This window comes from Pseudomonas sp. FSL L8-0168 (genome assembly GCF_037976155.1).
GTDB lineage: Bacteria > Pseudomonadota > Gammaproteobacteria > Pseudomonadales > Pseudomonadaceae > Aquipseudomonas > Aquipseudomonas paracarnis.
In genome coordinates this window covers 664065-689392 of record NZ_CP150262.1, presented here as the reverse complement: position 1 = coordinate 689392, position 25328 = coordinate 664065, and the positions used below count along the sequence as shown (strand labels likewise).

The 25328-nt window shown below is 58.7% G+C and carries 18 protein-coding genes and 1 tRNA gene; 7 read left to right on the top strand and 12 right to left on the bottom strand.

What is annotated here, in order from left to right; translation table 11 throughout:
- Window positions 1-7 precede the first annotated feature (7 nt).
- Window positions 8-355 carry an SLOG family protein gene (locus MHH62_RS02820; protein WP_339232406.1) on the top strand — a complete coding sequence of 116 codons (348 nt, stop codon included), beginning with the start codon at window positions 8-10 and terminating at the stop codon, window positions 353-355.
- An 18-nt stretch (window positions 356-373) separates the two neighbouring features.
- Window positions 374-1186, top strand: a complete 813-nt coding sequence (locus MHH62_RS02815) for a hypothetical protein (protein ID WP_339232405.1) — start codon at window positions 374-376, stop codon at window positions 1184-1186.
- On the opposite strand, the gene MHH62_RS02810 is transcribed toward MHH62_RS02815, so the two are convergent.
- Window positions 1183-1881, bottom strand: a complete 699-nt coding sequence (locus MHH62_RS02810; RefSeq protein ID WP_032903063.1) for a tellurite resistance TerB family protein — start codon at window positions 1879-1881, stop codon at window positions 1183-1185. The genes MHH62_RS02815 and MHH62_RS02810 overlap by 4 nt on opposite strands.
- A gap of 124 nt (window positions 1882-2005) precedes the next feature.
- On the opposite strand from MHH62_RS02810, the gene MHH62_RS02805 reads away from it, so the two are divergent.
- Window positions 2006-2533 (top strand): DinB family protein, encoded by a 528-nt coding sequence (locus tag MHH62_RS02805; protein ID WP_014718538.1) that lies wholly within the window; start codon window positions 2006-2008, stop codon window positions 2531-2533.
- 137 nt (window positions 2534-2670) lie between these two features.
- Here MHH62_RS02805 and MHH62_RS02800 read toward each other — a convergent pair whose 3' ends face one another.
- Window positions 2671-3147 (bottom strand): hypothetical protein, encoded by a 477-nt coding sequence (locus tag MHH62_RS02800; protein WP_339232403.1) that lies wholly within the window; start codon window positions 3145-3147, stop codon window positions 2671-2673.
- A gap of 224 nt (window positions 3148-3371) precedes the next feature.
- Between MHH62_RS02800 and MHH62_RS02795 the strand changes: the two genes are divergently transcribed.
- Window positions 3372-3458 (top strand) — tRNA-Leu (locus MHH62_RS02795).
- Between the two features lie 209 nt (window positions 3459-3667).
- On the opposite strand, the gene MHH62_RS02790 is transcribed toward MHH62_RS02795, so the two are convergent.
- The 8 genes from MHH62_RS02790 to MHH62_RS02755 form a co-directional block, all read right to left on the bottom strand.
- Window positions 3668-5914, bottom strand: coding sequence for a TonB-dependent receptor (locus MHH62_RS02790; protein ID WP_339232402.1), 2247 nt, complete (start codon window positions 5912-5914; stop codon window positions 3668-3670).
- A gap of 158 nt (window positions 5915-6072) precedes the next feature.
- Window positions 6073-7056 (bottom strand): siderophore ABC transporter substrate-binding protein, encoded by a 984-nt coding sequence (locus tag MHH62_RS02785; RefSeq protein WP_339232401.1) that lies wholly within the window; start codon window positions 7054-7056, stop codon window positions 6073-6075.
- The gene (locus MHH62_RS02780; RefSeq protein WP_019817091.1) at window positions 7053-7835 is read right to left on the bottom strand and encodes an ATP-binding cassette domain-containing protein; all 783 of its coding nucleotides are present in this window, start codon (window positions 7833-7835) and stop codon (window positions 7053-7055) included. The genes MHH62_RS02785 and MHH62_RS02780 overlap by 4 nt, the downstream gene beginning before the upstream one ends.
- Entirely contained in the window at window positions 7832-8782 is a 951-nt protein-coding gene (locus MHH62_RS02775; protein ID WP_168223847.1) for an iron chelate uptake ABC transporter family permease subunit, read from the bottom strand. The genes MHH62_RS02780 and MHH62_RS02775 overlap by 4 nt, the downstream gene beginning before the upstream one ends.
- Window positions 8779-9723 (bottom strand): iron chelate uptake ABC transporter family permease subunit, encoded by a 945-nt coding sequence (locus MHH62_RS02770; protein ID WP_339232400.1) that lies wholly within the window; start codon window positions 9721-9723, stop codon window positions 8779-8781. Before MHH62_RS02770 ends, MHH62_RS02775 begins: the two co-directional genes overlap by 4 nt.
- A complete protein-coding gene (locus tag MHH62_RS02765) occupies window positions 9720-11489 on the bottom strand; it encodes an ABC transporter ATP-binding protein (RefSeq protein ID WP_103451485.1) in 1770 nt (589 codons plus the stop codon). Before MHH62_RS02765 ends, MHH62_RS02770 begins: the two co-directional genes overlap by 4 nt.
- Window positions 11483-13276, bottom strand: a complete 1794-nt coding sequence (locus MHH62_RS02760; RefSeq protein WP_339232399.1) for an ABC transporter ATP-binding protein — start codon at window positions 13274-13276, stop codon at window positions 11483-11485. Before MHH62_RS02760 ends, MHH62_RS02765 begins: the two co-directional genes overlap by 7 nt.
- Before the next feature lie 108 nt (window positions 13277-13384).
- Window positions 13385-13936 carry a sigma-70 family RNA polymerase sigma factor gene (locus MHH62_RS02755; protein WP_014718547.1) on the bottom strand — a complete coding sequence of 184 codons (552 nt, stop codon included), beginning with the start codon at window positions 13934-13936 and terminating at the stop codon, window positions 13385-13387.
- A 230-nt stretch (window positions 13937-14166) separates the two neighbouring features.
- On the opposite strand from MHH62_RS02755, the gene MHH62_RS02750 reads away from it, so the two are divergent.
- Complete coding sequence (locus MHH62_RS02750) at window positions 14167-16332, top strand: condensation domain-containing protein (protein WP_130175482.1); 2166 nt, start codon at window positions 14167-14169, stop codon at window positions 16330-16332.
- Between the two features lie 47 nt (window positions 16333-16379).
- On the opposite strand, the gene basC is transcribed toward MHH62_RS02750, so the two are convergent.
- Together basC and MHH62_RS02740 are read right to left on the bottom strand one after the other, a co-directional pair.
- Complete coding sequence (gene basC / locus MHH62_RS02745) at window positions 16380-17699, bottom strand: putative histamine N-monooxygenase (protein WP_014718549.1); 1320 nt, start codon at window positions 17697-17699, stop codon at window positions 16380-16382.
- A gap of 92 nt (window positions 17700-17791) precedes the next feature.
- Window positions 17792-22153 (bottom strand): amino acid adenylation domain-containing protein, encoded by a 4362-nt coding sequence (locus MHH62_RS02740; RefSeq protein ID WP_339232397.1) that lies wholly within the window; start codon window positions 22151-22153, stop codon window positions 17792-17794.
- Window positions 22154-22294: 141 nt separating this feature from the next.
- Between MHH62_RS02740 and MHH62_RS02735 the strand changes: the two genes are divergently transcribed.
- Together MHH62_RS02735 and MHH62_RS02730 are read left to right on the top strand one after the other, a co-directional pair.
- Window positions 22295-23440: an isochorismate synthase MenF gene (locus MHH62_RS02735; RefSeq protein WP_336826662.1), complete on the top strand. Its 1146-nt coding sequence runs from the start codon at window positions 22295-22297 to the stop codon at window positions 23438-23440.
- A gap of 28 nt (window positions 23441-23468) precedes the next feature.
- Window positions 23469-25304 (top strand): (2,3-dihydroxybenzoyl)adenylate synthase, encoded by a 1836-nt coding sequence (locus tag MHH62_RS02730; protein WP_020302735.1) that lies wholly within the window; start codon window positions 23469-23471, stop codon window positions 25302-25304.
- The last annotated feature ends 24 nt before the right edge of the window (window positions 25305-25328 follow it).

Sequence of the window (25328 nt, the reverse complement as noted above, 5' to 3'; positions counted from 1 at the left end):
TTTGCTCATGCGCGTGTTGATCTGTGCAGGTCGTCATTACGCCGACACCAAAAAGTCCCGCCATGTGCTGGACGCTTACCACCGCCTGCGCCGGGTGCAGGTACTGATTCACGGCGGCAACCAGTTCCTGGGCAGTGAGATCGAGGAATGGGCGCGGGAAATCGGTATCGACGTGGTGCGTTATCCACCCAATTGGCAGCGCCATGGCAAACAGGCGGAACGCCAGCGCAACCACTTCATGCTGGCCGACAGCCGCCCCGACCTGATCATTGCCCTGCCGGGTGGTGACGATACCTCGGAGCTGGTTTGCCAGGCCAAAGCCAGCGGCATTTCGGTGCTGACCGTAGAAAGCTGAATTCAAGCGAGGTGCATCATGCACAAAAAATACACGCCGGCACGCCGCGACGGGTTTACCAAATATCGCGCACGCCACTCTCGTCACACCCTGCTGTTACTGCCGCCAGCAAAGCGCCGTGCATTGCAGCGCAACTTGATCTTTATCGGCATGACCCTGGGCCTGGTCTTTGTCGTCGCGTTGATTTCAAAAGCCCAAGCCGCAGGCGGCGCTTATGTGGTTGATGGCGGTGCGATCAACGCGCCGGGGGAATGCAACGTCGACGCCTGGTACAGCGCCCATCGGCACGCGGGCAGCACCCACAACAGCAGCTTGTCGCCCGCGTGCACGTTCAGCGCTATGCCTGCCGTGCAATGGGGCGCCGCGTTGTCACGGGCCGTGGATGCAGGCAAAGGCGAGACGCAGATCAACCCGCAAGCCAAGGTGCAGGTGCTGTCACGACAAGAGTTGGGCTTGGAACTGGCGATTGCGGTCGGGGCGCATGCCGCGCTGGATCGCCATCACGGGTTTGATGGCGCAGACCTGAACGTCCCATTGACATGGCAACCCCTGGCGCCCTTGCGGCTGAACCTGAACGCCGGTTGGGGCCACGCCTACAACGACGGTGATCAACAGCATCGCCTGACTTGGGGCACGGGGTTCGAATATCAGTTGGCAGAGAAGCTCACGCTGATTGGCGAGCGCTATGGCCAGGAAGGCGGCGAACAGGCCTGGCAGGCTGGGCCGCGCTTGCACATTGGCGAATTTGTCGACGTGGACCTGCTGGTCGGGCGCAGCCTGATTGGCGATCGCGCCCAGTGGCTGACCACTGGGGCGACGCTGAGGTTCTAGGCGTTGGCCTGCTGCTCCAGATGCACCTGCAATTGCGGATCGATGTGCAACTGACCAGCCAGGTCGTCAAGGTAATTGCGCTCGGCGTCCTGCTGATCATCGACCAGCATCACGCTCGCCAGGTAAATCTCCGCAGCAAGTGCCCGGTCATTGGCATACTCGGCAAAATCGGCGGCATCCAGGGGCTTGGCGACTTCGGCGTCGAGCCACTGCTGCAACTGAGGGTCGTCGGTGTGACGGCCAATCTCGGCAGAAATCATTTGCTGCTCTTGCGCATCGATTTTGCCATCGGCCTTGGCCGCCGCGATCAACGCACGCAGTACGCCGTGGCTATGGGCTTCGGCTTCAGGCCCTTCAAGCTGGTCAACGGTCTGGATAGCTTGCTGCGGGGCCGAAGCCTGTTGGCGTTGCCACGCTTGGTACGCTTGGAACGCCGCCATGCCCAGGGACGCCAGCGCCGCGTAGTTCATCCCACCGCCGCTACGCGTTTGGGTGGCCCCACCCGCCGGCGCGCCGCCCAACAAGCCACCCAGGCCACCTAATAAACCACCCAAACCGCCGCCCGCCGCAGACGCATTGCCGGTGCCGGCGCCCTTCAACAACCCTCCAAGCAACCCGCCCAGGCCGCCGCCCGCAGCTCCGCCGCCTTGCTGCCCTGCACGCAACAGTTGTTCCAGTAGATCGCTGGTATTCATGGTGTCGCCCTCCGGGGCGCAATAGTGGCGTTGATCAAACATAGTCCTCCCCTGATGGAACACCATGACCGTCGGGCGGGCAAGCTTTATGATGACGCCATCACGCCGAAAAGGGAGAACAGCGGTGAATCGCATCGAGCATATTGCGTTGATGGCCACTTACAACCAATGGATGAACCGCAAGGTCTACGACACCGCCGGCACCCTCACGCACGCACAATTGACCCTGGACCGCCAGGCGTTTTTCGGCTCGATCCTCGGCACTTTGAACCACCTGATGCTGGGCGACACCGTCTGGCTCAAACGCTTTGCCGAACACCCGGCCCACTTTGCGGCCTTGGCGCCACTCAACGGCATTGCTACGCCCGGTGACCTCAAGCAATTGGCCTTCGCCAGCCTTGCTGAATTATCGGCCCATCGCGCCTGGCTGGATCAACTGATCATCGATTGGGCCAACAGCCTGCACGAGTCCCACCTTGATCAACACCTGCGCTATCACAACATGCGCGGCGTGGCCGCCGAGAAACCCTTTTTCGGCCTGCTGGTGCACTTTTTCAACCACCAGACCCACCACCGCGGCCAAGTGACGACACTGCTGAGCCAGGCGGGTGTGGATGTGGGGATTACCGACTTGCTGGCACTGATTGACTAAATACAGACACGATCAATGTGAGAGCTGGCTTGCCTGCGATGGCGGTGTAACGGGTTCAATACCTGTGACTGACACATCGCTATCGCAGGCAAGCCAGCTCCCACAGTTGCGCTATATTGCCCACAGCATCAGTGCTGTCACTTCACCTTGCTGCTCAAGTTTTCCACACTGCGCTTCACATCATCCAGGCTTCGCTTGAGGCCGTCGATTTCGCTTTTCTGCCGCTCTATCGTGCTCTTCTGCTCATCCACCGTACGCTTGAGACTCGACAGCTGGCTGTCACTGCTACTGGCACTCGAGCCGTCCTTGCGCTTGAACTCATCAAACGCCCGCTCCTGGCCCTCCACTTTGCTTTTCAAGCTTTGCAATTCGCTTTGACTCTGTTTTTGCCCAGCCTGCAGCGCCTCGACATCACCCACGGAAACACCCGAGGGCTTCAACACATAGGCGCCGCCCACATCCATCGAGCCGGCCGCCAACTTGTCTGAAGACGACGCACTGAACTCCCCCCACTGCACCGCACTCCCCGCCTGCGCCAGACTGAATACGCCAGTGCCCAACAACCCCGCGACACCTGCGGCCATGATCCAAGCCTGCTTACGGATACTGAGCATCAAACGACTCCCTGCGAAAATGCCGAAATGGCCTATCGCTATGACTGTCATTTATGGGGCTTGTTCCTGGGTGGCTTGCGTTCATCTGGACTTGACACAAAGGCCCTGTAGATCACTGATCTGCCACGCTTTTTCCTGCGCATCTTTATGCGGGAAAACCGGCTTGGAGGTTGCGCTGAAGCGGCTGGATCTATATATTCCCAACCCTGTTACACCGCGCTACCGCCCGAATGGCGAAACTGGTAGACGCATGGGACTTAAAATCCCCCGCTCGTAAGGGCGTCCCGGTTCGATTCCGGGTTCGGGCACCATCTCCTGTTCCACTGACGGCCAGCACTGTTTGTGGAACCCTTGAAAACCCGCCGTTTGGCGGGTTTTTTCGTTTATGGCGTTTCGTCGGTTTCCGTATGTTTGCAGACTTTCGTGTTTCCGAACTCTGCCAGCGAGGAAGCGCTCAGCCTGTATGAACGCTGGCTTGGCATTCCTCGCCAGGGTCCAGTGCTTTTGGACTTGCAAACCCTCAGAAATCTACCGTACCCGAGAGCAATACCGTGCGCGGCGCGCCCAAGCCGCCAGAAAGGCCGCTGCCATCCCCGCCGTTCCACGAACCAAGCCAGTACGCCTTATTGGTGACGTTCTGCACGGTGGCGCGCAAGGTCACAGGCTTGGTCTCGACCTTGAAGGCATAGCGAGCCCCCACATCGTAGGTGGTGTACGAGTCCAGCGACACCCGATGATCGTTGGTCGCGTATTGTTTGCCCGTGTGGTTGATGTTGCCGGTCAGGGTCAACCCAGGGACGTCGAGGAGGTCATACTCCGTGCCTAGCTTGGCAATCACCTTGGGCACGCCTGTCACTTGCTTGTCTTTGACACCACCGGTGACCACCTTGGTCATTTCTGCCTGGGTATAGGTCGCACCGCCCATCAGGCGCAATCTTGGTTGCAACTCGCCAAAGAACGACCATTCCACGCCACGGTTTTGTTGCTCGCCGTAGACGCCGAAGACATTGGTGAGCGGATCGGTAAAGGCACTGGGCTTCTCAATCTGGAACAGGCTGACGGTATGGGCGAAAGAGCCCAGGTCTACCTTGGTCCCCAGTTCGTATTGCTTGGTCTGGTACGGCTGCATGACCGCACCTGCGTTCTCTGCCGAGTCAGGGGCCGACGTGCCTTGGCTGAGGCCCTCGATGTAGTTGGCATAGAGCGACACCTCATCCGTCACCTTGACCAGAAGTGCGGTGGCGGGCGAGACACGGCTTTCGTCATAGCTGGTTTTCGAAGCCCTGGGGCCGAAAGCGTCGGTGGTGTTTTGCACGCGCTGACGACGGGCGCCTACGGTCCATTGCACACGGCCTTCGGCGAAGGACAGCGTATCGGCAATCGCATAGCTGCCCAGGTTGGCCCTGGTTTGCGAGGTGGTTGCACCATAGCCCGGGAAGGTCGGCGCGTTGCCAAAGTCGAGGTTGTCGTAATTTGTGGTGCCGGGGATGGCGGCTCTCGCGTCCTTGAAACTGTTGTCGGAGGTAAAACGGGTCGCGGCGATGGTCCAGGCATGATCCACGGGGCCCGTCTGGAATTTGCCCTTCAACCCGACCTCACCCGATTGCTGGGTGCCACTGCGAATCGAACGAATGGCCGAAGAGCTGATGCCACCCACATTGTTCACCAGGGTGCTTGAGTTGATCATCGCGTTGTAACCACCATCGCGCTGCCCCCACGCCGCGTAGGCAGTAAGCGAATCCGTCAGGTCGTATTCGCCCCGCACCATCGTGGTAGTGGTGTTGTTGATGGTGTAGGCCCACTTGGGTGCCAACGCATAATCGCCCTTCTTGGGGCTTGGCAAGTGGGTGACGTTGGGGGCAATTGTGTTGATCCCGAAGTAGTTGAGACCATCAATGCGTTCACGCTGTTTGTAGAAATCGAGCGATATCCGAGCCCGCTCGCCACGCCAATCCAGCCCGAGGGAAGACAGTGCCATTTTGTGTTGCTGATTATCCACGGGGGTATCGCCGTCACGGTAAACGCCGTTGAAGCGCACACCAAACTGCTTCTGATCACCAAAACGTTGCCCCAGGTCCGCGTGCACACCCCCTAGGCCCCGGGACTCATAAGTGGTGGTCAAGCGTGCCAACGGTTCGTCGCCGGCGCGCTTGGGTACCAGATTGATGCTGCCACCTACACTGCCGCTTGGCGGCATGCCGTTGAGCAGCGCCGAAGGGCCCTTGAGCACTTCGATGCGCTCCGCCAATTCGGTAGAGCCGCGCATATTCGGCGCCATGCCGACCAGGCCGTTAAAGGTGATGTCATCGGCGTTGCTGTAGAAGCCGCGGATGAAAAAGGTTTCAAAGTTGCTTCGTTTGGTGGGCACGTACACCGAGGGGTCGGTCGCACCGATCACCGAGCCGATATCCTGCGCCTGACGGTTCTGTATGTATTCATCGGTATAGCTGATGGTATTGAAAGGCGTCTCCATGAAATCCTTGTTGCCCAACAGCCCAACGCGGCTGCCGGAGGCAACCTGCCCGCCAGCATAAGCCGGCGGCAGACCTGTAGCGGGGTCCATGACGCCCTCCACCACCGTTTCCGACAACTCCAGGCTGGCGCTGCTTGTGCCTGCTTGCGGGGCAGCGCTCGCGGCGGTGGGCGCCGCCGTCAGCCCCAGTACCAGCGCCATCTGCACAGCCGTGAACATATGACTCAAAGTAAAGCGTTGCGCAGCCTGCGGTGAATCAGGGGTAGCGCGATGTTGGCGACAGCGTTCCGACATGCTGAATTCCTTTTGATTCGGAGAATGTGTATGTGCTCACTAGGCTTTCCGAACCAGAAGGTAAAATCCTCAATAACAATCATTAGCATTTGTGTTTTTTTGAAAATAAAGGCGAGTGCCTGCACGGCACCCGCCCTTGCGACCCCAAGCGCAGCGGGTCAGCCCTTGTAGCCTTGAACCACCTCGTCGGCCATGCGACCCAGACACGTTGCACTGACGGTACACAGGTACCAGGTCTGGGCGTCGACAAAGATCACACGTCCGTTGGTCCAGGCCTTGGTTTTGCGCAGCAGCGGGTTATCCAGGCTCTTCATGTCCAGCGCCGGCCGCCGTTCCATCACTGCGGTACGGTCGATCACGTAGAGAATGTCGGGATCGGCCTGCTGGATGAATTCATTGGAGATGGGCTGGCCATGTAAGCCAGCCTCGATGTCGGTGCTGGCGGGTTTTACGCCCAGGGTGTCGAAGATGAAACCGTAGCGCGACTTCACGCCATAGGAGGTGAATGCGCCGTTGTTATGCAAAACGATCAGCGCTTTCTCCGGGCGCCCATCGGTGACGCGCCGAGTCTGTTCAACCTTGGCGTCCATTTGCGCAACCTTCTGACGAGCCAACGCGTCTTTGCCTAGAATGCGCCCCAGGGTCATGAGGTGATCCTTGGCGGTGGCGAAGAGATTGCCGTGTTGGTTGGTCAGGTCCACATCGTCATAGAGCGTCGGTGCGATCTGGCTCAGTTCTGCGTAACTTTGCGCCTGGAGCGGCGAGATCAGGATCAGGTCGGGCTTGAGGGCATGCAACCGTTCAAGGTTGGGTTGGATGGTCGACCCCACGTCCATGATGTTCGGATTGTCACGGTACTGGGTAAGGAAACTCGCGACATAGTCCTTGGCGATACCCACCACCGGCGCGTCCAGCTGGTCGAGTGTATCGAGTTCACTCATATCGAACGCCACCACACGTTGGGGGAGCTGGGTGATCATCGTGCTACCCAGTGGATGCTCGATCTTGATCGGCTCGTAGTGCGTATGCGCAGCGACTGGCGCGGACGCCTGTGCCGAGGGTTTGTCACAGCCCTGCAGGCCGGCCGCCACCGCGACCGCCAGCAGTGCCCCACGGATTGTTTTTGCCTTACCAATACTCATATCTGCTCCCTTGATAATGATGGGTTGAAGTAGTTGCAGACGAACCCCTGCTCGCTCTGCAGAATCTCGAAATCCAAATCAAAGAGATCGCGCAGGTGCGCCTCGGTGACAACCTCCGCTACCGGGCCACGCAAGTGCACCGCGCCGTTTTTCATGGCCACGATATGATCGGAGTAGTTGGCCGCAAAGTTGATGTCATGCACCACCAGAATCACGGTGCGACCTTGTTCGTCACATAAGCGGCGCAGCGCACGCATGATTTGTACGGCATGCTTCATGTCCAGGTTATTGAGCGGCTCGTCCAACAGCAGGTAATCGGTTTGCTGGGCAATGGTCATTGCCAGGAACGCCATTTGCCGCTGCCCGCCGCTCAGCTCGTCGATGTAAGAAAGGCGTAATGGTTGCAACGACAGAAACTCGATGGCTTCGTCAATGACCTGGCGATCCTGGACGGTGAGCGCCCCTCGGCTATAAGGGAAACGCCCGAAAGCCACCAATTCTTCAACGGTCAGCCGCAGGTTGAAATCGGGTGTCTGGCGTAAGGTGGCGACACGCCTGGCATATTCGCGGATGGGCACATCCGCAATGCTACGCCCGCCAATCAGCAGTTCGCCGCGGGTCGGCGCCAGCAGACGTGCGATCAACATCAGCAAGGTAGTCTTGCCTGCCCCGTTGGGCCCAATCAGCGAAGTCACCTGCCCTGGCGGGAACTGAACGCTGACGTCACTCAGGACGTGCTTGGTGCCGTAGGTCTTATAGACGTGACGAAGGGAAATCATGAAGCGCCTCGGGTTCGAATCATCAGCGCGAGGAAATACCCGCCGCACACCAGGTTGATGAGAATGCTGACGGAGGTGTTGTAGTTGAACATCTGCTCGACCATGTACTGGGCGACGATGAAAATGCCAATGGCAATGGCGCAACTCATGGGCAATGTAATCCGGTGCCGGGCGGTGCGGGCAAGCGCATAGGTGATGTTTGCCACAAACACGCCCATGAAAGCCGTCGGCCCGACAAGACTGGTTGAGACAGCCACCAGAATCGCGATCAGCGCAAGTTGCAGGCGCACGCTGCGTTGAAAATCGACACCCAGGGAAATCGCCTGGTCACGCCCCAGCGACAACACATCGAGCACCGGCAGGCTTCTTTGCGCGATAAAGCACGCCGCCGCCACCAGCAGCCCCGAATAGATCACTTGCGTGGGTTGCGCCTTATTAAAGGAGGCGTAGTTGAAACCCTGGAAGATCGAGAACTCACCAGGGCTGATCTTCAGTTGGATAAACTGGGTAAAGGTGCCCATCACCATGCTCAGTACCAGCCCAAGCAGGAGCAGCAGGTACACGTTGTTGCGTCCGTCATGGAACAGCCAACGGTGAATGAGCCCTGAATAAGCGAGCATCAACAGGATCGACAACAATACGTTACCGTTACGCCCCAACAGCACCAGGCTCTGGGTACCCAGCACCAGGATCAGCAAGGCCTGGAACAACAGGTAGATTGCCTCATACCCCATGATCGCCGGCGTCAGTATTCGGTTGCCGGCAAGGGTCTGGAAAATCACCGAAGAATAAGCAACGCATACTCCGGCAATAACCATCGCGGCCAAACGGGTCATTCGCTTGGGAATGACGTACTCGAAGTCAAAGCCTGAGCCCAACAACAGGAACGCTATCGCCAGGACCAGCACCAGTGCCCATAGACCATAGCGGGTAGCCACACGCCTCATGCGTATTTCCTGATCAGCAACACCAGGAACAACACACCGCCTACGCTTCCCGCGGTGAGACCGATGGGCACTTCGAAGGGATAGATCAACAAGCGGCCGAGAATGTCGCACGCCAGCAACAGCGACGCGCCGCACAACGCGACGATGGGCAATGTTCGCTCCAGGTTCTCGCCGTAGTGCAACGCCACCAGGTTGGGAATAACCAGCCCGACAAAGGGAATGGCCCCTACGGTAATGACCGTGGCGGAAACGGTGACCGCCACCAGCATCAACCCCAACGCCGCATTTGCCGTGTAGTTCAGGCCCAAGCTGCCGGCCATGCCCTCGCCCATGCCGAGTACAGTAAAGCGGTGCGCGAACAGATAAGTGAGCACGACTATCGGCAAGATCAGGTAGATGATCTCGTAATTGCCCTGGACGATCTTCGAGAAGTCTCCGAGCATCCAGCCCTGCATGCTCTGCAAGATATTGTGACGATAGGCGTAGAACTCGGCGATGGCGCTCAATACGCTGCCGTACATCAGGCCGATGACCGGAACCATCACGGTGTTCTTGAACTTGATGCGGCGGATGATCGCGACATAAAGCAGGCTCGCCGCAAAGCAAAACGCCAAGGCAAACAGCATACGGCCGGCCGCACCGGCAGCGGGGGCCACCGTCAATGAAATCAGAATGCCCAGCTTTGCTGCATCCAGCCCGCCGGAAGTTGCCGGTTCGACGAAGCGGTTGCGCACGATCTGCTGCAGAATCACGCCGCACACGGCCAGCCCCCCCCCCGTGAGAATCAGGGCGGCCAGGCGAGGAAGGCGGCTGGCAGTCAGTGTCAGCCAAGCGTCATCGGATAACGTGAACAGTGCCGTCCAGGAAACCTCTTTGACCCCCACCATCAACGAAAGGCAACAAAGCACGGCAAACACGCAGAGTAAGATTGCACGGCTCAAGAACCGCCCTCACCGTCTGATTCTCCAGCAATCCGCCAGCCTTTCGCGGCTTGGCGTTGGGCGAGAAAGTGCGCGTAGAGCCCTGGCTTGGCATTCAACTGCGCATGGGAGCCCTGCTCGCTGATCTGGCCGTGATCGAGCACTAGAATCTGGTCGGCCATGACCACTGTCGACAGCTGGTGCGCGATGACAATCAGCGTGCGCGTGCCGCGTAAACGCGCCAACGCTTGCGCGATCGCCGCTTGGTTCTCGGCGTCGAGAGCGGCGGTGGCCTCATCGACCAACAAAATCGGCGCCTCTTTGATCAGCGCACGGGCGATAGAGATTCGCTGTCGCTCTCCCCCGGACAGGCGTGCACCGCCCTCGCCTACTGGCGTGTCCAGGCCTTGGGGCAAGCGTTCGATGATCTCCAGGACGCCAGCCTGTGTTGCTGCTTGCATCACTTGGGCATCAGTGGCATCGGGTTTACCGATGCGAATGTTGTCGGCGATGCTGCCCTGAAACAGGTAAGCATCCTGAAAGATCTGGCTGATCTGACCGGCCAGCTGCCCACTGGACATCTGCCGAACATCTACACCGCCCACCAGCACACGGCCTTGCGTCACATCGAAAAAGCGCGCAATCAGCCGCACCAGGGTGGTCTTGCCCGAGCCAGAAGCACCGACCAGCGCCGTCATGCTGCCGGGCTCGATACGCAGGCTGACATCGCGCAACACATCGGCCTGATCCTTGGCATAGCAAAAGCTCACGTTTTCCAATACGACCGATCCATCGACCGGCGCTTGCGGGGCCTGCGGCTCCGGCAAAGGGTCGACCTCGAAGATTTCGCGCACGGCATCAAGCTGACCGCGCGCGCCACGTAGCACTTCGCTATAACCTGCGACCTCCAGAAGCGGGTCGATAAAGCGGCTGACCAACAGCAACGACACGATCACGGCTATGACCGAAGACGGTGCCAGGCTTGCGCTCAACTGATCACCCAGCCATAGCGTGGCAGCCACCAGCAAGACGGCGAAGCCGGCCTGCACCGCCCAGGCATTGAACACCACCGACATCGCCGAGACGTGGATCAGCCGCTTTGCAGACTGCTGCTGGCGCCCGATGGCCTGCTCGAGAAACTGGGTGCCGCCGTCCTCGCCATTAAAGGCGCGCAGCACCGATTGTGCCTGGGCAAACTCGACCATGCGCTGGCTGGTCTGCGCGGCGCTGTGCTGAAAGCGTTGGTCGGCGCGCTGCCCCAGATGAGCGGTCAGCGCAAAGATACCCAACAAGAGGGGTAAAGCCAGTAGCGCGATCAATCCCATTTGCCAATGTAAGTTGAACAACGCGGCAACGATTACAACCGGTGTGACCACCCCTGTGATCAACGGCGTGAAAACGTGGGCCGGAAGCTGAGCCAATTCCATCATGCCCTGGGAGGCCAAATGGCTCAGTCGTGCGGTATTTTGTGCGCTGAACCAACCGACCGGCAAACGCGCCACATGGTCGCCGAGCCGATGACGACCGCGCTGCAGAACAGCGATACCGACGCGGATACCCGCCTTCTCCACCGTCCGTCGCAAGGCCCAGCAAACCAGCACCCCGATCACGAGCGCAGTCAGCCATTGCCCTGCTGAGCGCACATCACCGTTCAGCAGACGAGTGAGCACCGGTACCAGAATGACAATCGTCAGCCCGCAGAGCAGGCCGTAGACGAGCGTCATCCAAAGGTAGCGGCGCAATACGCGGGCATCTTCGCCCAGCAGTTGATTAAAGGTTTTCAGCATGACGATACCGCCTGTTCCTTGGCCTGTTCGTAGCCGCCCAGCGCCCACATTCGAGCGTAGCGGCCGTTGCGGGCGAGCAGTTCGTGGTGGCGTCCCTGCTCGCAGATCGTGCCGTTGTCGATCAGGATGATGTGGTCAGCATGCATCACCGTATCGAGGCGGTGCGCGATCACCATCAAGGTTCGGCCCCGGGCGAAGCGCGACAGTGCTTGTTGAAGCTTCACCTCGTTCTCGGCATCGGCCGCCGCCGTGGCTTCGTCGAGCACCAGCAGTGGTGGGTCCAACAATATGGCGCGGGCAATACTCACGCGCTGCAACTCGCCGCCGGAAAGCTGTACATCCTCCCCGATCACCGAGTCGTAACCTCGCGGCAAGGCGCAGATGCGCTCATGGATATTGGCAGTGCGGGCTGCGTCTTCGATTTCCTGCTGACTGGCCGAGGGGCGGCCCAGGGCGATGTTGTCGCGCAGGCTGGCATGGATAAGGCGTACCTCCTGCAACACAAAACCGATGCGCCGGTACAACTGCGTGCTCTCGATGTGCCTGAGGTCGACGCCGCCCAAGGTGATGCGCCCTTCACTCGGGTCGAAGAAGCGCAGCAACAGACGGGCCAGGGTCGACTTGCCGGAGCCCGAAGCACCGACAATCGCGGTCACCGTGCCCGGCTTGAGGGTGAAGTTGACGTCCTTGAGCACTGGGGTCTGGCCGTCGTAGCTGTAGCCGAGCTGCTCGACACGTATTTCGGCATTTTCCGGCAACGCTGGCGCGGCAGTTGCCAAGGTCTCCAGCACGGGCGTTTGCAACAGCGTATGAACGCGCTGCGCTGCGCCCGTAGCATTGTTCAAGTCATGAGTAACGTAGCTCAGCAGCAACAGCGGCGCACAGATTCCCGGCGCCACCAAGGCAAAGGGCAACACGTCTACCGGTGTGATCCAGCCCAGGCTCACCCAAAGCGTTCCAAACGTCAGCACTACGCCGAGCACCGCCACCGGGGCAATCATGGCGTGAGCGTTGGCCATCGCGCTGACCAGCGGCCGGGTGAAGTCGGTAAAGGCCTCAGCGAAGCCATCAACCGCCTTGCGGTAGCTGCCATGGGCCTTGCCCTCGACCCCGAAAGCCTTGACCACAGGAATGCCATTGACGAACTCAACCACTGCATTATTGATGCGTGCCATGCCGGCGCCAAATGACTGCATGTTCGCCCCACTGGCCTTGGTGGCCCTGGAGAAAAACAGGAAGAACAGCGGGAACGGCAACAGCGAAACAATCGCCATGCGCCAGTCCATGACGAATAGGTAGAGAACCGAAACAAGAATTGCGCCGATGGTACGACCCAAGGTGGTAAAGAAGTGCGCGGTCAGGCTGTGCAACGTGCCAATGTCGTCTTGCATCGCTTGCTTGACCTCGCCAGAAGCCCGACTGGTAAACCATCCCAATGGCACCTTGGCCAGACGGCGGGTAATCGCCCGACGCAAATGGCCGGTGATGCGGTTGTCGGCCAGGTGCGCAGCCATTTCGCCCAGCGAAATCAAGGTCATCCCGAGAAACAGGCAGGCCAGACTGATGATGACAACCCGCCAGACTTGATCCTGCATCTGGCTCCAGGCTGTCGCCACCTCATCTTGGGCCATTGCAAGCTGTGCGATATGGGCGATACCGGCCAGGGGCACCAGCGTCAGCATGGTACCGATGGCGGCCAATACCGCCGCGACTATCAGTTGCCCACGTATGGGTCTGAGTATCTGAGATACCGTGCCGGCAACGCCGGGTTCATCTGTAGCACTCATGAGTTCTCCTGAATAACCACTGCAGGTAGCCTGAAGGCCACCTGGCTTCCTTTAGGTTTGAGTGGTATGCACTGCGTACTTTGTATTCCGAACGGCAACGCAAAATCCTCAATCGAGACGTTCATTAATCGATGAGGCGGTGCCAGGCACCAGCCCGGGCACGAATGGGTAGCAGGCTCGCAGGCCAGACGCGATGTACTTCTCGACGGAAGACACCGACACTTTCAACTCGCAGGCAATGTCGCGGTGGCCCATACCATGCAACTTGCACAGCAGCAGCGCTTGGCGGGTTTTGGCTGGCTTGCGGCGCAATGCGTCATCGATCTGAGCCAGCGCTTCACTCACGAGGGCACGTCGCTCCTCTGACGGGACCAACAGTTCGGCCTGCAACTTGAGCGCCTCCAGATGGCGGGCCTCAAGATGACGTCGGCGATAAAGATCGATCACCATGCCTTTGGCGATTTGGGTCAGGTGGGCGCGAGAATCCTCGGTGGAAGGAACCCGGCCTTTCTTGATGAGATTGAGATAGACATCGTGAGCGAGATCAGCGGCATCGACCGAGCTGCCCAACTTGCGGCGCAACAGGCTGCATAGCCAACCGTGATGGTCGACATAGAGCTTTTCAAATTGCTGCGTGGACGCGAACGCTCCGTTGTTCACAACACCTCTCCTGAGACGGTCAATTCGCGATCAGCTTTTGACTAATGCGAATAGGTATGATTATTATTTAACATCATACGGCGTTCATTGACCCCCTGCAAATGTGAGTTGCTTGCACCTTCTCTTGCGCCTGGATTTCTGAGCGTTGCAGCAGACCGAGGATCGGCCTGTCGGCACTGCGGTGCCCTCTCTACTTCTTACTGTTCAGTTTGATAAGGCGGGAAATTTCCATGATGGAACTCAATCCAGACTCGTTACCGAAACTGTCTGTCACTGATAACGAAGAGCATTTCTGGCTCTTGCAGCAGCAATATCCCGAACGCGTGCTCAAGCACTTCAGCGCCTGGCGATTCGACGCCGACATTGACCTTTCACGACTCACGTCAGCGATCAGGAGCGTTATCGAAACACTCCCCGATCTGAATGCGCGCTACCTGTTCAACGACGATGGCGAAGTGCACAAAGTGCACGCCGCTGACTGGCAGTCCTGCTTTGAACTCATGCATCTACACTCGGACGTAGAGGCCACCGAGCATTTGCGCGCGCAGCAAATGGCACCCTGGGACACGCAAAGCCAGCCGCCATTCAAGGCGTTGATTATCCAAACCGGGCAAGACACTATCCTTGGCTTCATACTCCATCAGGTCCTCGACCAGAGTTGCCAGGAAGACCATTTGTATCACCAGGTATTGAGCGCCTATATAGGCCACTCGGCCAGCAATACGCCTTGGTTGCACGGCTTGGCGAATGGTGAAGCGCTATCGTCACCCATCAGTGCGCCCACCGCCCAGCCTGCGGCCAACGACGACGTTGCGTCGATTATTCTTGATGAGTTTCGAGCGGCCCTGGTAGAGCCTGACATGCAACTCACTGATGATTTCTTTGATTTCGGCGGTCATTCGCTACTGGCCACACGCATCATTGGCAAGCTGCTGAGCGGCCATGGCATTGAAGTCCAGTTCAATGATTTTTTCAGCGCGCCGTCGGCCGCCGCCTTGGCTGCACACGCCCATATCATCGAGCAAAACGATGCAACTGCTGTTGCCATGGACCGCCAGCAAGACGTACAGAGGGCACCTTTCGCGCTGGCCCAAGCCTCCCTTGGGCGGGCTTACGCAGCCTTTGAGTTCGGGACAATTTTCAACCTGCCCTTTGCCCTGGACTTCCTCGACCAGGTGGATGAAGCACTGTTCGAGCAAGCTTTCCGTGACCTGCTCAAGCGTCACGCCAGCCTGCGTTCAACCTTCCACTTCGAGGGCTCTGAGGCGTACCAGCAGATCGTGCCGTTCGAGCAGCTGTCCGAATACAAGTGGTTCTGGCCAAGCCAGGAAAGCCGGGGTGCAACGCTCAAAAGCGAAGCCACCTATCAGTTCGACCTGACCCGCGAGCTACCCCTACGGGTTCGCTTCATTTACGACCCGCAACGCCAACGCCAAACCCTGTCATTGCTGATCCACCACATGGCCATTGATGAATGGTCACTCAACGTGATGATGGAGGAACTGGCTCAGGCCTACCTCGCCCGTGCAGCAGACAAAGCACCCACCTGGTCAGCGCCTGCACCGTCATTCCATGAGTTCGCCCTACGACAACAGGCCACTGGCATCAACCAACAACATCTCGACTACTGGACGAGCATGTTGCGCGGCGCAACCCAGGGCCTGGCACTGCCCTCCCCTGACTATCAGGCCAGCGTGCCGGCCAGCGAAGTGTCGACGAACGCGCAATGGTTCGAAATCAAACCCGACCAGGCGCTCACCGATAACCTGTATGCCTTCGCCAGACGGAATAACGCTTCGCTGTTCGGTGTGGTCTATACAGCGATTGCGTTATCCCTGCATAAGCTCGGTAATTTGAAAGACCTTGTGATCGGCACGTCCGCCTCCGGCCGCACCGACCCAGGGTTTTATGAAACGGTCGGTTACTTCACCACGATGGTGGCGCATCGGGTGCAGTTCGATCCCCAGCAGGCCGTTGGCGCACTGATTGAAAACACCACTCGCCTGATCAATGATTCCATGGCTTATGCCGATATTCCGATGGAGCAGATCCAACAGGCCCTCGGCATGACGCCCGCAGACGGCCTGCTGTTCGACGTGTACATTCAAATACACGCCAACAACGCCTTGAATGGCACCCTGAGCACACCGGACGCCGGGACGATCCGCTACCGGCAGATTGACCCGGACAAGAACCAATCGATGTTCGGTATTCAGTTCGAAATCATGGAGAACACGATCGACGGCAAACGCTCGCTGCGCCTGGTCATTACTTACCGTTCGGACCGCTACAGCGCAGCACAGATGGCGCGCCTGAGCACGACCATAGATCAGGTGTTCGCGCTGTTTACGACGCCCGACGCAGCCCGCACCGCCCTTAACCATATCCACCTATAACCTGATCAGGGCCTTGGTAATGCTACCAAGACCCTCAACCCTCGGCTCTACGCTTCATGCATCCCGTAGCGCTGGAACGATGACCGTTTGGGCAAGCGGTAGTAAGGCTGGCCAAGCAACTGGTTGATAATCGTTGCATTGCGAATCGCCGCAATCCCCAAGTCCGGCGAACCAACACCATGCTGGAAGATCTCCGCATTCTGCACGAAGACACGGCCCGTGCCTGCATCGCAGCGGCGTGCGGTGAAATCGTCCTGGACGATACAGTCACCATACTCATCGGTTTCAAGCACCACGCCCTTGAGCCTTTCAAACCACTGCGGCCATGTATGCCCGTAGCCTGTCGCCGCCACAATGGCATCAGCTTCAAGAGTGCCGGTCTGGTTCAATTCACGGTGCCGGTAAGCGATTTTCAGCATGCCATCAATCTCTTCCACGGCCTGCACCTCGCAATTGGATAGCAACGTCAGGCCCGGATCACTGCCGCCAATCGAGCGTTCATAGATCAGGTCGTAGATATCAGCGATGGTCGAGAAGCTAATGCCTTTGTACAGCAGCCCTTGCCCTGCAACGATGGCACGGCGTCGCTCCCTCGGAATGCTGTGGAAGTACTCCATGTAGGACGGCGTAAAACACTCCTGCCCCAGTTTCGAATACTCCATGGGATGAAAACCCGCTGAGCGTGTGATCCAGCGAATCGACGCCCCTGCTGCAATCCGCTCGGGTGTCAACTCGCTGAACAAGGCCAACACACATTCGGCCGCACTTTGGCCGGAGCCAATGACCGTGACCCGCTGGCATTTCGACAACTGTTGCTGACGCTTGCCGAACTCCGCCGAGTGCATCACCGGCGCGGTGCTCTTGACCTGTGCCCACTGGGGCAATACAGGCGCCGTACCGACACCAATCGCCAAGTCCCGACTGTGATAATAGCGCTTGAAGCCTGACACTGATTGGCTCTCTACCAGAAACTGGCCAGCGTTGGCGTCATACGTCACATCACAGATCTCCTCGCCGAAATGGCAGGCTGGCAGCTGCTGCGACGCCCAGCGGCAGTAGTGATCGTATTCACGGCGAGGCACCTGAAAGTTTTCGTAATAGTAGAACGGGTACAGGCGATCGTGCTGATGCAGGTAGTTCAGATAACTGAGCTGATGGGTGGGATCCGCCATCGTCACCAGGTCGGCCAGAAACGGAACCTGAAGCGTTGTGCCTGGTAACAAAAGCCCTTCATGCCAGCGAAATTCCGCTTTCCGGTCAAGGAAAACACCGGTCACGCCAGGATGCTTGGACAGTAACGCGGCCAAACCCAGATTAAAGGGGCCAATTCCAACGCCGGTAATATCAACACTTTGTACATCCATCATCCAATCCATCTCCCTAGGCCCAACTGTTTGGTTATTGCAGTTGACGTGCGCGCAGGCGCGCCACCGCGCTTATATCAACATCCGTTACACGCTCAGGAACCCTCAGCCATGAGCAGGCGTTCAACGTCTTGTGCATTGCGACAGCGCAGGAGCTGCCCTGGCGAAAGGCGCACCGAGAAATCCTCTTGGACCCGCGCCGAAATCGCCTTCAAATGCTGGGGCCGTAGCCCAAGGCTAATAAAGTCCACGCTGGCATTCGCCCCATCCGCCAGCGGTCGCCCCAGTACGCTCAAGTAGATATCCAATACCTTGTTGCGTGAGGTCGAGCGCCTCATCGCAGCGGGCTCACTTGCGTCATTTACCGAAGCCGTAAGCAGGCTGCGGGCCCGTTGACGATCAGGCTTGCCGTTCTGCGACAGCGGCAACGCGTCCACCCTGAGCAAACGCGTGGGCACATGGGAGTGCGGCAGGTGCTGACGGGCGAAGTTGCGGAGTTCGGTGATGGTCGGCTCTACGCCGCCCTGCTGACAGACATACAAAGCGCCAATGCAGACCTCGCCTTGGCGCTGCTCGCCGTAATCCACGACCAACACGTGCCTGAGCGACGGATGATTGATCAGCGCTATCTCGATATCCGGAAGCGATACCCGCACACCGCGAACTTTCACGTAGCCATTTACCCGACTGTCGAAGATCAAGGTACCGTCGCGGCGGTAACGCCCGCAGTCACCGGTCCGGAACGCCCGAACGGCTTGGCCATGTTCATCAGTGACGGTCACGAACTCGCTTTGAGCCAACTCGCCGTTTTCGAGGTACCCCAGCGCGAGATTGACGCCGGCGGTGTGAATTCGGCCAACTACGCCCGCCGGGCAATGCTCGCCTCGTGGGTCTAGGACGAAGTAGCTATTTCCGGGCAAGGGCTTTCCATAAGGAATCAGCGCACGGTCATCGTCCGTAATTTCATGCCAGATACTCCAGATGGTGGTCTCCGTCGGCCCCCCCAGGGAAATCAACCGAGATGACGGCAGCAGTTCACGCAACTCGGCGATCACGGCCGGCTTGATGTAATCACCGCCCTGAGCAATCAAACGCAGGCTCTTCAAATCATGGCTGGTGCGGCATGAAAGGAGCATTTCCAAAATAGCGGGCACAGAGCACCACAACGTCACCTGATGTTGGGCAATCAACTGGTTCCAGCGTACGGCGTCCTTTTCCTCGCCACCCCCGGTAAGCACCAATGTTGCCCCTGCCGTCAGGCATCCGAAAACGTCAAACACCGACATGTCGTGGTGAAGTGGAGTCACGGACATGAACACATCGCGCTCGGTGACAGCCCAACGTTCAAGGGTGCTGCCGACGACATTGGCGGTGGCTCGGTTGTTCAGAACCACGCATTTGGGTTTACCAGTGGTGCCCGAGGTATAAAGGTAATAGGCCGGGGCGTCGCTTAACGACAGGTCATCCAGCACGGGCATCGCCTGGGTCTGCACAGCCAAGAGTTCCGCCGGTGTAGCCGTGACTGAGCCGACAGACTCATGTTGGGCAATCACCACAAGATCGGGCTGACAGTTTTCCAGCAGGTAACGCAACCGCTCGGCCGGCGCTGAAACGTCGATGGGAACCCAGATTACGCCTGTCAGAGCACACGCCAACGTCACCATCGTATGTTCCGGGCTGCGAGGCAGGCAGATGGCGACGACTTGCCCACGTGATAATCCGCGCGCTTTCAATGCCCCGATGATGCAGCACACGCTGTGGCCGAGTTCGGCATAGCTAATTAGCCGATCACCACTGATAAGAGCAGTTTTGGTATTGCTCCGATCAAAGATGTTGGTCGCGATCCTGTCGAGAAACCCTTCGCGGCACGCTTCAGTGACCCGACTATTGAAACGGTAGTGGCCTTTTTCGATTATCGCCTTGGCATCAACGGCCAAAACCCCGCTTGTGGTGGCTTGGTCGACCGCTTTTTCGATTGCGTTCAAAACGGCGCTGACAAGCTCCGGCTCCAGCACTGCGCGTGCATAGTCGATATCGAACACCAATTCGCCGTCGGCATTGGCCGAGAAGCGAATATCCATCGCCACCTGTGGCGTCTGGGTCAGACCGCCGTGCAGGCTCATCGGGCTGCCCTGCGCCGAGACTGGCCAGGAAAACCCGTTGGTGATCACCACCGGAAGCACCGGGCCGGGACCATGGGACTCGAACAGCAAACGAGCAAGGTCCACCCCTGAAAAGCTCAGGTGCTGCAACCCTTCCAGCACATCTACTTGCAGCTTGGCAGCGCGTTCGGCAAAACCATCTGGCTCGGCGCTCCAATTGATCGCGATAAAGCTTGAGCGATTCGCAAAGGCACCGACCGTTTGCGGGGCAACAGGCACCGCAACACACAAACCACCCTCATCGAGCCAGTGCGAGAGCACTTCCAGCACCAGTGCCATTAGCGTGGTGTTTTTAAACAGCCGCTGCCGCGCGCCCAACTTGCAATAGGCGCCGAACGTAGGCTTGGGGATCAGCAGGCTCTGTCGCTCGTAGCGTGAAGCGCCCACCCGATCCAGCGCAGTGATCCACGGCAGCCGCGGTGCCCCGCTGACCGCAGCAAGCTTGGCTTTCCAATAAACGGAATCTGCCTTGCGCTTACTGTCCAAATCCTCTGGCTCGGATGCCGTCTGCGGGAACGACTCCTCGCCAGTTGTGCCGTCGAACAGCTCGACCATGAGGGTGGCGATTGAGCGCCCATCGAGAATCAAGGCGTCGAGGCGTACGAAGACGCTCAACTGGCCCTCCGGAAGCTTGAAGATCGTGACGTTCCAGGGCGAACGGTCCAGCTCGAACAACGCATGCGCATACGCCTCGCGGCGCGCCTCGACGTAGTTGAGCGCCTCTTCTGGCGATAAGGTCGTAAGGTCGACTTCGTCCAGGTTCAACTGCACCTCATCGCTGACGAACTGCACGAGTTTCTGCGCGTCGATGCGTACTCTCAGGCTTTCGTGGCGCTGGACCATCTCGACCAGCCGGCTCCGCAGCAGTGCCGGATCCATAGCGCCGCGGTACTCGCGAAACTCTTGCATGGCCACACCACCCAGCGGCATCTGCGCGCTGCGCCCAAGCAAATAAGCCTGCTGTAAAGCGGTCAGTGGTTTTGCGACAACCGCTGGCTGGGAGAGAGGCTGGTCCAGAACAGCGGAGCAAGCGGCCACCTCGCGCACCATCAGCACGAAACGGTCGAAAAACTCCGACACCCAGGCTGGTGGTAACGCATCCAGACGGATATCCCAATTGATCAAGATGCCGCCGTCGGCGCAGACAACCTGCGCGTCTAGCGCAACCTGAGGCCCTTGGGAAACCACCCAGTTCATGGGGCCCAACACTCGCCGCACCCGCTCAGAAAGAAGGTCTGCGCCAGACAGATCCAGCCCGGCGGTAAACACAACAGGGGCCAGTTGCGCAGCGCCATGATGACGCGACAGGTCGCGCATCAGGTTCACCCCGGGATAAGCGCAATGCTCGAGCAAATCCACCATATTGCCTGCCAGTTGCCTGCACAGCTCGGCCAGGCTCCGGGCCGCCTCCAGATCGATATCCAGAATCAGCATGTTGGCAAAATCGCCGACGATCCGCTCAACCTCGCCCACCAGCGCAGGTCGCCAGAACGTAGGGACATTGAGGCGAAATCGCTTGTCTCCCGTTTGGGCGCCGAGGGCCGCTGCAAACACCCCCATCATCAAGGTAGACAGCGTTATTCTGCGTTCGCGGGCGAGACGCTGTAACGCCTGGCGCTCTTCTGGACCCAGCCATGTGCTGAGTCGATCGCTGTGCGGCTGGTCAGGCGGGGTTTCAAGAAAAGGTAACGTCGGCGCCGGCGCGATATCAGGCAGACGCTCGCGCCACCAGCGACGGTCCCGGTCGCGGGCCGTTTTAAGTGCGCTATCGGTGCGCGCTTTGTCATACCAGTCGAAGAACGATGGCGTGTGTGGCAGAGCGGCCTCTGGATGTTCATAGAGCTCTGCCAGGTCTTCTATCAACGTGCGAAAACTGGATGGGTCAATGGCGATCATGTCCGTATCGACATGCAGCCGAAACGCATCATTGGCCAGCAGGCTCACACAAAACCGTGCTACGGGCCCTTGACACAGATCAAGCTGCTGATGAGTCCATTCCTCACGCTTGCAGAGCAGGCGCTGCGCAACCTCCTCTTCACTTATCGAACGTAAATCCTCCACCTCCAATAGCGGTGACTGGTCCATCGCAGCAATGGATTGAAGCCCTTCCGCATTCAGCCTGACTCGCAGCATGGGGTGCAGCCGACATACCTGCTCAAGTGCCTTGCGCAGCCGCTCCAGCTCAATGCAATGGCCATCGAATTCGGCATACAGATGAGCTGAAACTTTCCCTAAAAACGCATGAGCAGTCCGCCCGATCCAACAGGCGGCTTGCATTGAAGTTAACTCTCTCATGGCTCACTCATGTGATTGACAAATCGTAATGATTAGCATCACATATTAGAAACGATAATGATTCTATTTCAAGATTTCTTTTTATCCCTAGGCCACGGAGGCTTCCCCCAAATGAGAACGGGCACCCTAAGAACAACCGAGATGGAAGAGGTGCAACTCGCAGAGGTACAACGTAGTTTTTCGTTCACATCCGGCGATCGCGAGTTAGCGGTCACCGGGATGCTGCAGAGAATTGAAACACCTGCCATTGGCGGCGATGACGCCAATAGCCTGTTCCAGCAGACAATTGTGCAAGCGCTTGATCGGGCGCGCGAAGCTGGCCAGAGCAACCCAATCATCGTTGGCGCCATCCCTTTCGACCCTGCTGAACCTTCCTGCCTCTACATTCCCGAACACGCGCAATGGCGGACCCGAGACATCCACGCGAAAACGGGTATGTCGACGCTGCCTGAGTTGATCGAACAGAAAAACATTCCGGACGAACAGGCCTTCAAACGGGCGGTGGAACACGCCGTCGTCAACTTCCGCCACAGCGACGTACGCAAGGCTGTGCTCTCGGTTCAACGCGAGCTGATATTTGCAAACGATGTGGATGTGAGTGCCCTGCAGCACAACCTGAAAGCCCAGAACCCGAGCGGCTACCACTTCCGTGTGCCAATGCCTGATGGCACCACGCTGATCGGTGTCAGTCCCGAACTTCTGGTCCGCAAGGAAGGCCTGAGATTTCTGTCCAACCCGCTGGCAGGGTCAGCCAAGCGCATGGCCGATCCAGAAGCCGACCGGCGCAATGCAGACTGGTTGCTGACATCGGAAAAAGATCACTACGAACACGGGTTCGTGACCCAGGACATCGTCAGCCAACTGGGGAAACTATGCACGCAGCTGAATGTGCCGCAACGCCCCTCCCTCATCAGCACGCCCGCGCTCTGGCACCTCTCGACCCGCATCGAAGGTACGCTGGCAGACCCGGCTGTATCGGCCTTGCAGCTTGCCTGCCGCTTGCACCCCACACCGGCTGTGTGCGGCTTCCCCACCGAGCGCGCCCGGCGCCTGATTCGCTTCGTCGAACCCTTCGAGCGCGGCCTGTTCACCGGCATGGTGGGTTGGTGCGATGCCCAGGGCAATGGCGAATGGGTCGTAACGATTCGTTGCGGCACGGTCAGGCGAAACAAGGTCCGCCTGTTCGCCGGCGCAGGCATCGTTGAAGCCTCAAGCCCCGACTCCGAATGGGCAGAAGTCCAGACCAAGCTTGGCACCATGCTGCGCGCCTGCGGATTGGCCCACTAACTCGAATTTTTTTTCACACGTGAATACTATGACTATTGAATTTAACCACTGGCCTCTGGAAAGCGCACAGCGTTATCGGGACAAAGGCTATTGGCTCGACAAACCGCTCACCCACCTCCTTCAGGAACGCAGCCAGTCGCAACCCGACGCCCCCGCGATTATTTGCGGCGATCGCCACTTCAGCTATGCCGAGTTGGACCAATTGTCTTCCAACCTGGCCTCGCGACTGGCCGCCAGCGGGCTTGGCAACGGTGACACTGCACTGGTGCAGTTGCCCAATATCGCGGAGTTTTACATTGTCCTTTTTGCCCTGCTCAAGTCAGGAATCGCCCCCCTCAACGCGCTCTACAGCCATCGCAAACTTGAACTCAAGAGTTACGCCAAACAAATCGCGCCAACGTTGTTGATTGCTTCCCGCGAACATGAAGTCTTCCGTGACGACAGCTATATCCCCGTCTTCAAGGAGGTGGGTTCAAGTCCAGACATCATCTTGCTGTTGGGCGAGCAACGTCACGAAAACAACCTCGCCGACTGGATCAATACGCCGAGCGAGAGCAACGTGAACGTCTCCCCCTCGGGGCCCGGCGAGGTCGCATTGTTCCAACTGTCAGGCGGCAGCACGGGCACCCCCAAACTCATCCCCCGCACTCACAACGACTATTACTACAACGCAAGGGCAAGCGCGCAAGTATGCGAACTTACCCCACGCACGCGCTTTCTATGCGCGCTACCTGCCGCCCATAACTTCTTGCTCAGCTCCCCCGGCGCCCTCGGTGTTCTACATGCTGGCGGCTGCATCATCATGGCGCCCAGCCCGGAGCCCTTGACCTGTTTTTCGATCATCCAGCGCCAAGAAGTCAATACTGTGGCCTTGGTGCCAAGTGCAGTCGCCTTGTGGCTGCAGGCAGCGCCGGAGCATAAAGAACAACTGCAATCGCTTGAGTTCCTCCAGGTAGGTGGCGCCTGTTTTGCCGACTCGCTGGCACGCCAGGTGCCCGGCGTGCTCGGTTGTAAGCTGCAACAGGTATTCGGGATGGCCGAAGGTCTGATCAACTACACCCGGCTAAATGACTCCGACGAACAGATTTTTACTACCCAGGGCCGTCCGATCAGCCCCGACGATGAAATCAAAATCGTTGACGAACAAGGCCTCCCCGTCCCGGACGGAGAACCTGGCATGCTCGCCACACGTGGCCCTTACACTTTTTGCGGGTACTACCAAAGCCCCGAACAAAATGCCCAGGCGTTCGATAACGAGGGGTACTACTACTCCGGCGACCTCGTCCAACTCATGCCCAGCGGCGATTTGCGCGTGGTCGGCAGGGTCAAGGACCAGATCAACCGTGGCGGTGAAAAAGTCGCCTCGGAGGAAATCGAAAACCTCATCGTCCTCCATCCTGATGTGACTCACGCGGGCTTGGTGGCCATGCCCGATGACAGGCTGGGAGAAAAAAGCTGCGCGTTCGTCGTCTCACGCAACCCGAGCCTGAAGCCGCCCGCGCTCAGACGTCACCTGATGGAACTCGGCATCGCCGAATACAAACTGCCCGACCGCATCCGGTTAATCGAAACCATGCCGCTGACCCCCGTGGGCAAGATTGACAAGAAGCATCTGCGTCAGCTTCTGGCAGCGGAAACCACCCGCGCCTGGTTGCAGACTCGCGTGCGGCAACTCGTCGAGGACTGTGAAGACCTGGACCCCGAGGAAAACCTGATTTTCTATGGCCTCGACTCCTTGCAAGTGATGAGACTCGCTGCCGAACTCAAGGAGCGTGGCATTGCCGTCAGCTTCGAAGAACTGGCGGATTCGCCCACGCTCAGCAGCTGGTGGTCATTGGTAGACGCGAGGCAGATAGCCGCCTGACCGGGCGGCGTCACCCAGTCGTTT